This is a genomic window from Acinetobacter pittii ATCC 19004 = CIP 70.29 (genome assembly GCF_000369045.1).
Lineage (GTDB): Bacteria > Pseudomonadota > Gammaproteobacteria > Pseudomonadales > Moraxellaceae > Acinetobacter > Acinetobacter pittii.
Genome location: NZ_KB849786.1, coordinates 612,890 through 626,435, shown reverse-complemented (window position 1 = coordinate 626,435; position 13,546 = coordinate 612,890). Strand labels below are relative to the sequence as shown.

Below are 13,546 nucleotides of genomic sequence, written 5' to 3'. Positions count from 1 at the left end.
GAATAAAAAAGCCAACTACGATCAGTTGGCTTTTTTCATGCTTGAATCAATTACAACTTTAACTGCTGCACAATCGATCCATCTTGTTTTGCCACCAAAGATTCGCAGAGTTGAATACGCTCTTTGGTCTGTTTCAATCCTCTTTCCACCCCGACCAATTCTTTAGTTCGTGGTGCAAAAAAGTCATTTAACTGGACTGCCTGTTGTTGGGTACATGCGGCCCCACTAAACATTGCAGGGAAACGCCCAGCCGAAGATTTACCTAAACGATCAAACACGGCGTCATGATTTACTTTAAACCAAGACCATAAGCCACCTTGTTCATCTCCATAATTATTGATTGAGTTGACCACGGTACGAACTTCACCAACTTTAACACGCGGGTTTAAAATCAACTGTCGTGCTTGTTGGCGTGTTGCTTCTTGATTTGCTGAACCTAGAGCCGTAAGAATCGCAAGACGTTGTGTTGGTTGAGTCACGCGTTGTAACTCTCCAGATAAACGATCAAAAGCAGGTTGGCCTTTTTCTTGTACACGTACAGCTAAAATGGTTGGCAATAATTCAGGGGTTACTTGCGCAAAGTTAAGCTGCTTTTGAGCAAATAGAGCATCTGACTGTTTTAACAGTTGTGTACGGACTTCTGGAACTTGAATATCTAAAGCAAGAAACTTAACTAACTCGCTACGCCATAAACTGTCTTCGGCTGATTCATCTTTTTTGTTTACATAACCCAACTGATTTAATTTAGGTAAATATAAATTGGCCAAGACTTTTCTAAAATGTTCACGTTCAGCTTCCGTTTTCAACACATGACGATTAATGGTACTTAACTGAGAAAACAGCGCTGTACTAATTTGTCGGCTATTCGAATTGGCAAATTTCTTCGCAGCATCTACGACAACCAATAAATTAATATCGCCATGGTTAAATGCCGCTGAAATCGCGTAGGCGTAGGCCAACTGTTCAGTGTTAGAAAGCTTTTCTGTAGCAGCAGTCAGACGAGTAAATTCTTTTTGTGGCAAACTAAATTGGTAGTATCCTGCCGCGTCTGCATTTGGTATATACCAACTGCCAAGGCTGGCACCTTTGAGTTCAATCTTGGCTTCTGCTTGGTCTACCAATTCACATTGCACTTTACTACCTGCATTTGGAACATCATAACGTACACATAATGGTACACCCCACAGGCTTCTTGCATCACCTTTTGAACCCACAGGTAAGTAACGGCTTTGCTTCACATTTAAAAAGACTTTATTGCCTTCTTGCTGTAATGCGGTGTTAATTAAAGGCACACCAGGTTGATCAAGGAAACTTTTCATCGCTTTGGCAAAGCGCTCACCTTGCTCAGACTGCTCTGCTAAAGCGCTAATTAAATCATTGGCTGTCGCATTACCATATTGGTGCTTATTAATATAATTGCGTACGCCTTGTTTGAATTTTTCTTCACCTAAGTAGCTTTCAAACATATTTAAAACAGCCGCACCTTTTTGATAAGTGATGCCATCAAAAGCCGTTTGAATATCGGCATTGCTTAAAATAGGCTGACGAATACGACGCACACTTACCAAGCTGTCACTTTTCATTGCATCTGCGGTATCCGCAATACGTTCTAAGTCAGCATTAAATTCGGGATGTAATTTTTGAGTGATTTTACTTTGCATCCATGTCGCAAAAGATTCATTTAGCCATAAATCATCCCACCACGGCATCGTGACGACATCACCAAACCATTGATGCGCCAACTCATGTGCATTGACATTAAATGAATTCTGTACAAAAGAGACTGGCGAGTCCTTATCTAGCAACATCAAGTAATCTCTAAAAGTAATTAGCCCTGGGTTCTCCATTGCACCAGCGGCAAAGTCTGGTGCTGCCAGTAAATCTAGCTTGTCAAATGGATAACCAAAGGCAAAATAATCTTCTAAAGTTTTTAAAATGGCTGGCGTTTCAGATAAGGCATGCTGCATTTTTTCAGCTTTTGCATCGGGTGCAATACCACGTAACTGGATCGGCTGCTTACGCCATGAAGTTGCTCTAATATCAGGCCCGTTTTGTAATTGCCACGGTCCAACAGCCAACGCAAGTAAATACGTTGGTAGTGGTTTGGTTTGTGCAAAACTAAGCGTTTTCCAACCCAACTTCTCTGCTTGCTCCGACGTTTGTTGAGTATTGACAAACCCTGAATATTTGCTTGGAATCGTCAAACGAATATTAAACGGTGTTTTAAAACGTGGCTCATCAAATGATGGGAATGACTGGCGTGCACTAATTGCTTCCATTTGAGTCATCACATAAGGTTTACCCTCAAACTCGATTTTATAAATACCGTCAAGTTGCTGGTCATACGCTGCATTAAAATCTAGAACGAGTTGATACTGTCCTGCGGGCAAGGTTTTGGCAAATTTAATTTTACTCACCCCATCTACCTCGGAGGCTTGCTCATATTTTGCTTTGGTTTTGACGCCCTCTGCCGATGTGATATTCACATCTTTCACCGTCAAAGATTTACCATGAATCCAAATGTGATCTGTGGCTTGAGCCAGTTTTAGATGAATCGTAGTTTTACCGGTATAGCCTTTTTGTGCGGGATCAATCTTAAAATCTAAATCATAAGATTCTGGTACAACCCATTCAGGTAATTTACCAATCGGGATTTGTTCACTGTTATTCGATGCAAAAATCTGTGTCGCAGATAAAGATAATAATGTTGTAAGTAGCAATCTTTTTTTAAATGAAGGCTTGACCAGCATAAGGGGTTTTATCCTCTGTAGTTTTAAATAAAAAGATGCAGCAAATGCTGTACCACTTCGCTGCATCCATACATCATTCTTAGAATTTATAGTTAAACTCCAACCAACCTTGACGGCCAAATGGTGAATATGATCCTACCGGATAATACGGCCAACCGCCTGTGTCATCTCGTTTCACTTTGTCAAACAGGTTATTAATAATGATTGAAGCAGACGCTTTTGGAGAGATTTGATAAGTACCACTCCAGTTCACCAAATACGTTGGGCTTAGGTAAGCAGTTTGATCGCCGTTTGGAATTTTGCCATAGCGATTAACTAATACTGTTGATGCCCAATCTCCGAAACTCCAGCTGAGACTGGTATTAAAACGGTCACGCCAATCAGGAATGGTTAAATCTTTTAAATAGTCATCTTTCTCGCCATCTTTTGATTGTTGATATTCATGTTCTAGTACACGGCTATAATTGATCATCCAGAGAAAGTTACCAAAGCTCTCTGTTTTCCAGCGCCATCTGCTAGTGAAATCAATCCCACGGGTATGGTCTGATGCAGCATTAATCGGAACAATATTAATATTCTTAATCACATTTGGATCGACAACTGCATTTGCAGGATTACGCTCTACACGTGCCAATGCATCAATACAGGCCGCAGAGTTAATATCTTGGTTGCCTAAACGACAATCTGCCTCTAAACGTAGAATTTTATCTTCACTTAAATTGGTCACAAGATTATCAATCTTGATATCCCAGTAATCGATGCTGATATCAAATTTATTGGTTGGTGACCAAACAAAACCTGCACCATAAGATTTACCCTCTTCAGGTTTCAGCTCTTTGTTTCCAGTTAAAGTATAGTTCGCCCCAGGCGAGTAATCTTTAAAGCTACATTTATCTAAAGGTTGTCCCGTTTGGCTACAACGTAAATAATCGGTCGTACTTGGGAAATAACCTTTTTGCTTATTTAAGAACAGATAGTTCATATCTGGTGCACGAAAACTAGTTGCGTAGTTACCGCGCACCAATAAAGTCGGATGTGGCCTAAACTCAAGGCCTGAACCGAAAGTTAGCTTATCAATACTGTTATCTGACAAAGCATAACGATCATAACGTCCAGACAAGGTTAAATTTAATGGCTTTGCTAAAGGTAAGAATAATTCTGCACCAAGTGCTTGGCGTGTACGAGTGCCACTATATTCGCCACTAGAACTCGTATTATAAAACTCACCATTTTCAAGTGCCTGATCTGGCTTAATCGAAAAACCTTGACGCCCAATTTCAGCCACTGCTGCAAGTTTGGCAGTTCCCGCAGGTAACTTAAACACATCACCATTCGCACTTAAGGTTAAACTTTGTGCCCACGATTTATCTTTTTCTTTTGTTGTGCCCGAAATACTTTCAAATTCACTTGCTGTTAGTGGTCGACTTAAACGATCTAAATGAGGGGAATAAATAGGAATACCATCTGCATCTGTACCAAGTTGCTGACCTAAGAAATATTCATCAACATTCGAACGTAATAAGCCTTGGCGGCGTAGCTGACTGGTATAGATGGAACCATTATAGGCCGCCTCATAACTCCAGCTCGTCTCCCCAATATCGCCTCGAATTCCAAAATTTAAGTTTGAAGAAAGTTCTTTCCATTTTTTATTTACTCGCTCTACCCCGCCTAATTCTTCAGGTGCAAAACGACGATTCCAAATTTCATAATTTCCCGAATCTTGATTGAGGAAATAACCACTTGATCCACCTAAAGATGTCCATGTCGGACCACGCGTATTGTTTTCAATTTGATTGGCGCCAATTAAAAAATCGGCAAACAATTGAGTTTTATCATTTAACTCATAGTCTAAACCGAGATAACCATTTTGACTGCGGTTTTGGGTTTGGATCGTCCAATAGGTTGGTCGTGCCAAACCACTAGCACAATTGTCTGCACCAGCTTGTCCTATATTACTGACTGAACCTTTGAATAAACCATTAAAGGCCTGACACCCACCAATGGAAAGATATTTTCCAGTATTGGCATTTTTACGACCTACAACCGTATCTGGTTTTTCTCCCAAACGAGTTCGGCCCGACATAAAATCTCGATCGGCTGCCCAAATCGGTTCACGGCCACTGAGTTCAACCCCATAAACAAGGCTGAGCTTGTCTAAAGTTTTACTACCACTCAGTTGTAAACGTAAGTTTTCACCAGCTTCTTTTGTTCCGCCTGCCTTAATATTAAATTGTGTGCCGTCTGTTTTCTTTTTCAGAATAATATTCACCACACCTGCAATTGCATCTGAACCATAAATTGCAGAAGCGCCACCGTTTAATATTTCAATACGGTCAATAATGGCAGTGGGAATATTGGCTAAATTTACGAAATTGACAGAACCGTCGTACGGTACAGGATAGTCTGCAACCCGATGTCCATTAATTAAAGTTAAAGTATGATTGGGCCCCAAACCTCGTAAACTAATGGCATTAGCCGCAGGTGTAAAAGTATTTCCATAATCGGCACCTTGTACAAAACCCGTGTTCTGCGTCAGATTATTAAGCGCATCAAATGCATTACTAAAACCTTGTTTTTCAATATCGGCTGCGGTAATTACGGTCACACTCGTCGGGCCATCTTTTTGTGCTTTTGAAATCCGAGACCCTGTCACAGCAACACGGACTACTTTATCTGTTTTAGCTTGCTTTTGTGGTTGCTCTACAGCTTCTTGCGCATAGCTTTCCAGTGGATGAAACAGTGCAACAAATACAAAAATAAATGAGCGCTTATTTTTTAAAGCTCCTACATATTTCAAGTTATTTAAATACATATTTATTAATAGACAAAATAAAGATCGCCCTACTATATCCACTTTTATTTGACTAATTTATACGCATTTTTCCTAGATATATTTATGTTTAAGATATACCAAATGTTTAATTATTTATCATAAAAACTCACAACAAACTAAAACCTTTTTCAATGAATAAATTCTGTTTATTAATCAAACTAAAGTAATAAACCAGCAAATTTTTTAAAACTCGTATCGAACAACAAAAATCTTTGGTTATTTTCTGCTAACATAGCTCCCCGTAGCTAGTGAAACATGGAACGCAACAAGCTGAACATCCCACTCTTGATCAACTTCACCTAAAAATTTTAATCATTAATGCTGTAAATCATGACTATGAATATCCAACAGGCGCTCAACCACATTACCAAGAACATTCATTTGACTCAGCCTCAAATGGAAGAAATTATGCGCAGCATCATGCAAGGTGAGGCAACCGAAGCACAAATTGGTGCTTTGATGATGGGCCTACGCATGAAAGGTGAAAGCATTGACGAAATGACAGCTGCTGCACGTGTCATGCGCGAATTTGCGATCAAGATCGATGTTAGTGATATCAAACATTTAGTTGATATTGTGGGTACTGGTGGTGATGGTCAAAATTTATTTAACGTCTCTACAGCGTCAAGCTTTGTCATTGCAGCAGCAGGCGCAACCATTGCAAAACATGGTAACCGTGGCGTTTCAAGTAAATCAGGTTCATCAGACCTACTTGAACAAGCAGGTATTCATCTTGATTTAGATATGCAACAAACCGAGCGCTGTATCCGTGAAATGGGTGTAGGTTTCTTGTTTGCACCAAACCATCACAAAGCCATGAAATACGCTGCTGGCCCACGTCGTGAACTTGGTATTCGAAGTATTTTTAATTTACTCGGCCCACTGACCAATCCAGCTGGTGTAAAACGGTTTGTAATTGGTGTGTTCTCAGATGAACTGTGTCGCCCAATTGCCGAAGTGATGAAACAGCTTGGTGCTGAACACGTGATGGTTGTTCATTCAAAAGATGGTCTTGATGAAATCAGTCTTGCCGCTCCCACTGCTATTGCCGAACTCAAAGATGGCGAAATTACTGAGTGGACGCTTAATCCTGAAGATGTCGGAATTGAGTCGCAAACTTTAAGTGGTTTGGTTGTCGCTGATGCAACAGCAAGTCTAAAGTTAATTAAAGATGCTTTAAGCAAAAATAAATCTGATATTGGTGAAAAAGCAGCAAACATGATTGCGCTTAATGCAGGTGCAGGCATCTATGTGGCGGGCATTACCAAAACTTATGCTCAGGCTGTTACATTCGCTCAAGATATTATCTATGGCGGCCAGGCTTTAGAAAAAATGAGTGTTTTGGCTGAATTTACCAAAACATTAAAGCAATCTCAGGCAGATTAAGGATTTCTCATGATTAATATTCAAAATACCATTTTAGGTAAAATTGTTGACCGTAAACATGAGGAACTTGCTGCGCGTTTAAAACAACGTAATTTGCAAGATGTTGAAGAACTAGCAAAAGCTGCGACTCCAGTTCGAGGCTTTGCAAATGCTTTAAAACATAAACGCCCGGGTGTAATTGCTGAAATTAAAAAAGCGTCTCCATCAAAAGGAATCATTCGCGCAGACTTTAATCCTGCCGAAATTGCCCAGCAATATGAACAAGCTGGAGCAGCATGTCTATCGGTACTGACCGATGTTGATTTCTTTCAGGGAGCAGATGAAAATATTGCGATTGCCCGTAATCATTGTGCCCTCCCTGCTTTACGTAAAGACTTTTTGGTAGACCCATACAATGTAGTTGAAGCACGTGCTTTGCATGCTGACTGTATTTTATTAATTGTTGCATGTTTGTCTGACCAGCAACTCGAAGAAATGTCTAAAACTGCGTTTGAACATCAACTCGATGTATTAGTTGAAGTTCATGACGAAGAAGAAATGGAACGCGCTTTAAAGCTTTCTGAGCAATGTTTATTAGGTGTGAATAACCGTAATTTAAAAACGTTTGATGTGGATTTAAATACATCCATTCGATTGAAAAAATTACTTCCGGCCTCACGTTTACTAATTACTGAAAGCGGTATTGCGACACCAGATGATGTACATATGATGCAAGAGCATGGTATTCACAGCTTCTTGGTGGGCGAAAGTTTTATGAAACAACCTCGTCCAGATCAAGCTTTTACTGCCCTTTTTGGACAACCCCAAACGGTTTAATGAAGATATATGAGTAATAAAGATTCATCGCTTTCTAAAGAGCAACAGAAGTTATTGAAGCAATTTAAAAAGCAAATCTCCAATCCTCATTCAAGCAAAATCACAAATCAGCCTGAGGCTAAAAAATCTCAGGCTGAGTCTGAAGAATTGGAAGATACCCATCTGTTTCAACAGGCTGTTGCAGGTGTAAAACGCATCAACAATAGCAATGTTGCCGATGTAAAAACACCTCGTGCCAGAAAAGTCGACGCACAAACGCTAGCGAAACGTGCAGCTGCCGAAGGTGGTCGTGACACCGAACATGCTGAGTTATCCGATACTCAAGCTGCTTTAAATCCGGTCGCAAGCCAAGCAACGCTAAGCTATCGCATTGCGACTCTTCAACATAAAGTTTTTGAAGATTTAAAAGCAGGCAAGATGCGTTGGTTTGAAGCTGTAGATTTACACGGCTGCACGATTGAGCAAGCACGTGACGCAGTTTTACAAATTATCCAGATGGCAAAAGATGAAAATCAAAATGTCATCAAAATTGTGCATGGTAAAGGCCCAGAAGCAGTCTTAAAAACCTATGTCAACGGATGGTTACGTCAACACCGCGATGTTTTGGCCTTCGTAAGTGCACCTGAAAATCAAGGTGGTACAGGTGCCGTTCTCGTACTGCTTAAACGTGCAGAAAAAAATCCTAAGTTCGAACAAAAAAAATGATCCTTTGGGATCATTTTTTTACATCAAATACTTGTAATAATTGAGCAACTACAGCAATGGCAATCATTGCAGGTTGTTTCGATGAAATCCCTTCTATCCCGATTGGGCAAACCATACGTTGTAATGTTTCCTGAGTATAACCTCGCGCCTGCATACGCTTTTCAAAAATAGTCCTTTTACTTTTTGAGCCAATCATCCCAACATAAGCAAATGGTTTTGCCGCAGGTTTCAAGGCTGAAAAACATAGTTGCAAATCTAATTGATGATCGTGAGTTAATATTAAAATTGCGCCTGAACGGTCAAAATACTCGATCTCGGCTTCTAAGGTATCAGTCGTTAAGCATTGCACCTGTTGCAGTAAATCTGGTGGAAAAATATCATCACGCGGATCAATCCATTTCACCCGAACACCAATAGGCAATAAACAACGGACAATTGCTTCACCCACATGCCCTGCACCACAAATCAGCACTTGCATGACATTTGGTTGAATCTGCTGGCCAAATTGCCATTCTTCACTGCTGCCAGAATGAAACTCGAAACTTGGTTGTTGCTTCATATCCATAGTCTGCCAAGTGGATGCATATTGATGTGAGACGTTACGCCATATATGCTTTCCAGCTCGCCATGCTTGCAAACTCACAGATAAATCCGACGCAATTTCAGCGGGTGATATTTTTTCAAACAATAACCACATTACTCCGCCACAACACTGCCCTAACCGAGCACTGAGGTTAAAGCGTTCAATACGTCTCACACAAGTTTCCGTTTCTTTTAACATTGCTTTAGCAATATCAATAGCCTGAAACTCTAAATGCCCACCGCCGATCGTATCTGACTGCTGCCATTGCTGTTGCAAATTAAACCGCAACAACATGGTTGCACCAACCTCTCGCGGTGTAGAACCATCAGCGCGGACTACTGTGACCAATACCATAGGTAGAGCATCGACTTGCCACGCTACAAAATCAGTCCACCATTGTAAATGTTGCATAATCTTCTACATTTTAGCCTGTGGGCGAGCAGCCAAAGCTTGTCCCCGTCCAATCGCAATTGCACGTAAAATTTCCTCGGCAGTTGCTGGAGCATTGAGCACGAGCGGAGCTTTTTCGGGAATAGCCGCCTGTACCGCCTGACGAATTGCAGAGAAAACAGATAATGCCAACATAAATGGGGGTTCACCTACCGCTTTGGAGCGGTAAATGGTGTCTGCCTGATTTTGATTATTGAACAGTTTGACATTAAAAATATGAGGAATATCTATACTGGTCGGGATTTTGTAAGTTGAAGGCGCATGGGTAAACAAACGGCCTGCATGTGGTCCCTGCGGCTGCCAATACAGCTCTTCTGTCGTAAGCCATCCCATCCCTTGCACAAAACCGCCTTCAATTTGTCCAATATCAATTGCAGGGTTAATTGACCGCCCGACGTCATGCAAAATATCAGCGCGCAATACTTTCATTTCCCCAGTTAAGGTATCTATTGCGACCTCACTGACTGCTGCACCATAGGCATAATAGAAAAATGGACGCCCCAAATGATTGACCTGATCATAGTGAATTTCTGGCGTTTTATAAAAACCGCTGTCCCATAGCTGTACACGTGCCATATATGCCCGTTGAACCAAATCTGGAAATGTCCATGAGTGACCATTCGCTGTTGAAACCATACTATCTTCAAACTGGACTTGCCCTGCATCACTGTCGCTTATGTCTGCTGCAAGTTTTGCCAGACGCTCACGAATTTTAATACAGGCATTTTGAACAGCTTTACCATTTAAATCCGCGCCACTCGATGCTGCAGTTGCCGAAGTATTTGGCACCCGAGAAGTATCAGTTGCAATTAAACGAACGCTATCTATTGGTAAACCCAACTCATGTGCAACGACCTGCTGTACTTTGGTATATAGCCCTTGTCCCATTTCTGTACCACCGTGCGTAATCGCGACAGTGCCATCCATGTAGACATAGACCAGTGCACCTGCCTGATTGTAATGCACTGCATTAAACGAAATACCGAACATTAATGGTGTTAAAGCAATACCACGCTTAATGATGTCATTGTTCTGATTAAAGGCATGAATAGTCTGTCTACGCTTCGCGTAATCACTACTTTGCAATAGTTCGGCTACCAATTTTGGCGCAACATTATCACGGACTTCTGCCCCATAGTGCATATGGTCACGTCCAGCACCGGGCTGTTCGGCAAAGAAATTACGTTGCCGAATTTCAACCGGGTCACAACCTAAATAACGAGCAATGTCATCAATAATATTTTCGATGACAAACATGCCTTGCGGTCCACCAAAACCACGGTATGCGGTATTAGAAACAGTATTGGTTTTACAACGTAAGTTACGTAGCTCAACTGCATTTAAATAATAAGCGTTGCCAATATGGCAAATCGCTCGTTCATTTACTGGCCCAGAAAGATCAGCCGAAAAACCACAATTTGAAGCCAGTTGTACCTTTAAACCTTGCAGAACACCACTGTCATCAAAAGCTACAGACCACTCATAAGCAAAACCGTGACGTTTGCCTGTAGCACTCATGTCATCATCACGATCTAAGCGTAATTTACACGGACGGCCTGTTTTTTGTGCTGCCAAAGATGCAATGCATGCCCACTGTGCCGACTGCGACTCTTTACCACCAAAACCACCGCCCATACGGCGGCTTTCCACACTCACCTGATGCATATTCATGCCTAGTGCATGACAAATCAGCAGTTGCATTTCGGTTGGATGTTGCGTTGAGCAATAGACTTTTAAGCACTGATTTTCTTGTGGAATCGCATAAGAAATCTGTCCTTCAAGATAAAAATGCTCTTGCCCACCCAGCTCAATGGTTCCAGAAAGTTGATGGGCTGCGTTTTGAAATGCTTGTTCAACTTCACCATGGCTAAATTCAACAGGCGGTAACACCCACGATTCTTTTTCAATCGCATCTTGAATCGTTAAAATCGGAGTTTCGGGCACATACTCAATTTTTGCCAAGCGAACTGCCTTACGAGCTTGCTGATAACTCTCGGCCACAACCACAAATAAAGCTTGTCCATAAAATTCGACCTGCTCTTCGGCAAAAATTGGGTCATCTTTTACAATTGGTCCCCAATTATTTTCAACCTCAATATCCTTTGCCGAAAAAACTGCATGGACACCTTCAGCCTGACGTACGGCATCTAAATCAAACTTACTGATTTTACCTTTGGCACAACTTGAAAATCCGACCGCCAAATGCATGGTATTTTCAAGCTCGGGTAAATCATCAATATAAGTTGCCTGCCCCGTTACGTGTAAATGTGCACTTTCATGTGGAATCGAGTCGCCTGCTTTAGCTGATTTTTTAGAAATATTTAAGTCAATGGTTTGATTCATATTAGATCTCCACCATAGCAATCAGGTCATTCACACGAGTGAGTGTTTGAGACAGAATTTTTTCTACATAAAAGCGCTGTAAACAGTTTTTCGCGACGTGTAAACGATATGCCGAGCTAGCACGTCCATCATCTAAGGGTTGATAGTCTTGCGACAAGGCCTGCTGCGCCTGAACGATCAATTCTGCTGTAATTTGCTGGCCTTCCAATATGGCTTCTGCATATTTTGCACGTTTGGGAATAGCAGCCATACCACCAAAAGCAATTCTTACATTGTGAGCGACATCATCATTATCTAAATCGCATGAAATGGCTGCACATACCGCAGAAATATCTTGCTCAAAACGTTTGGCAATTTTATAGCTGGCAAATTTAAAACGTGTCTGCCCTTCGCGAAGCGGAATAACAATCGCCTCAACAAACTCACCAAGTCGTAATGCTGTTTTTTGATAGTCTAAATAAAAGTCTTCCAAAGCAATTTCACGGGTCTGCTCACCTACACGCAAAATCAATCGTGTACCTAGCGTAATTAATGCCGGCATTGAATCACCAATAGGCGAACCATTAGCAATATTTCCACCTAGTGTTCCTGCATTTTTAATCGGCATGGAAGCAAAACGGCGCTGTAATTCTTGAAAGTCGGGATAAAAATCTGAAATTTTAATGAGTGCATCGCTCAAACTTACATTTGCTCCAATCGTTAAAGCATGGTCTGTGACTACAATCTTTTTCAGCTCTTCAACTTGACCGATATAAAGCATATCGCCCAAATCACGGCCCTGCTTTGTGACCCACAAACCTACATCTGTGCTACCTGCAACAATACGTGCTTGCGGCAACTGTAAACGTAAAGTAGCAAAATCCTGCAAAGTCTTGGGTGCAAAAAATTGCTGCTTTTGATCATTCAAATGCAATGCAGGTAATGTTCTGATCTCTTTTAATACATCAATTAATTTTTGACGTTCTAATACAACACGTGGATAGTCATAAGCTTTTTGTGCTGCATCTAAAATAGGGCGATAGCCTGTACAGCGACATAAGTTTCCAGAAAGATAATCACTGATTTTATCTTTGCTTGGAGAATGTTGTTCATTTTCGTACATTGACCATAACGACATGATAAAACCGGGTGTACAAAAACCGCATTGTGAACCATGCATATCAACCATCGCCTGTTGTACCGGATGAAGTGTGCCATCTTGTACAGGCAATAAGCTATGAAGGTCTTCTACTGTAAATAAGGCTTTACCATCTAAAGTGGGTAAAAACTGAATACACGCATTCACAGTGCGTAATTGCAGGTTGTCATTGACGAACTCACCAATCACTACTGTACATGCACCACAATCGCCCTCAGCACATCCCTCTTTTGTACCAGTCTGCCTAGTCTTACCAGTTTGGGTATATTCTCGTAGAAATTGTAAAACCGTCATTGTAGGTACTACATTTTCTACTTGCTGCTGACCACCACGGAAAAAGAAGGTGATTGGACGTTCTAACATGGTTTATCCTTATGCTTTATAATAATGCTTCTGTGCAAATATGATGCCATTACGCGATCATTTAGAACTTACCAATATTAAGCGCACATTTCATGTCCAAACACTTGACTATTAACGATAAAAAACATGAAATTTATTCATCTTTTATTAAGCTTGCGCAAAACCAAAATAAATATAGT

The 13,546-nt window shown here is 41.0% G+C and carries 8 protein-coding genes; 3 read left to right on the top strand and 5 right to left on the bottom strand.

Annotation, left to right across the window (positions count from 1 at the left end):
• Positions 1-50: 50 nt before the first annotated feature.
• Positions 51-2,816, bottom strand: coding sequence for a M1 family metallopeptidase (locus F928_RS07080; RefSeq protein WP_016806269.1), 2,766 nt, complete (start codon positions 2,814-2,816; stop codon positions 51-53).
• Between the two features lie 13 nt (positions 2,817-2,829).
• Positions 2,830-5,562 (bottom strand): TonB-dependent receptor plug domain-containing protein, encoded by a 2,733-nt coding sequence (gene btuB / locus F928_RS07075; RefSeq protein ID WP_005073407.1) that lies wholly within the window; start codon positions 5,560-5,562, stop codon positions 2,830-2,832.
• A 357-nt stretch (positions 5,563-5,919) separates the two neighbouring features.
• Between btuB and trpD the strand changes: the two genes are divergently transcribed.
• The 3 genes from trpD to F928_RS07060 are packed head-to-tail and all read left to right on the top strand — an operon-like array spanning position 5,920 to position 8,490.
• Positions 5,920-6,969 (top strand): anthranilate phosphoribosyltransferase, encoded by a 1,050-nt coding sequence (trpD, locus tag F928_RS07070; RefSeq protein WP_002118605.1) that lies wholly within the window; start codon positions 5,920-5,922, stop codon positions 6,967-6,969.
• A 9-nt stretch (positions 6,970-6,978) separates the two neighbouring features.
• Entirely contained in the window at positions 6,979-7,785 is an 807-nt protein-coding gene (gene trpC / locus F928_RS07065) for an indole-3-glycerol phosphate synthase TrpC (RefSeq protein ID WP_005073401.1), read from the top strand.
• Positions 7,786-7,794: 9 nt separating this feature from the next.
• Positions 7,795-8,490, top strand: a complete 696-nt coding sequence (locus F928_RS07060) for a Smr/MutS family protein (protein ID WP_005073399.1) — start codon at positions 7,795-7,797, stop codon at positions 8,488-8,490.
• A gap of 10 nt (positions 8,491-8,500) precedes the next feature.
• On the opposite strand, the gene xdhC is transcribed toward F928_RS07060, so the two are convergent.
• Genes xdhC through xdhA form a run of 3 tightly spaced genes read right to left on the bottom strand, consistent with a single transcriptional unit; the run spans position 8,501 to position 13,367 of the window.
• A complete protein-coding gene (xdhC, locus tag F928_RS07055; RefSeq protein WP_005073398.1) occupies positions 8,501-9,484 on the bottom strand; it encodes a xanthine dehydrogenase accessory protein XdhC in 984 nt (327 codons plus the stop codon).
• 6 nt (positions 9,485-9,490) lie between these two features.
• Entirely contained in the window at positions 9,491-11,866 is a 2,376-nt protein-coding gene (gene xdhB, locus F928_RS07050; RefSeq protein ID WP_005073394.1) for a xanthine dehydrogenase molybdopterin binding subunit, read from the bottom strand.
• A 1-nt stretch (position 11,867) separates the two neighbouring features.
• A complete protein-coding gene (gene xdhA / locus F928_RS07045) occupies positions 11,868-13,367 on the bottom strand; it encodes a xanthine dehydrogenase small subunit (RefSeq protein WP_005073392.1) in 1,500 nt (499 codons plus the stop codon).
• Positions 13,368-13,546: the final 179 nt, after the last annotated feature.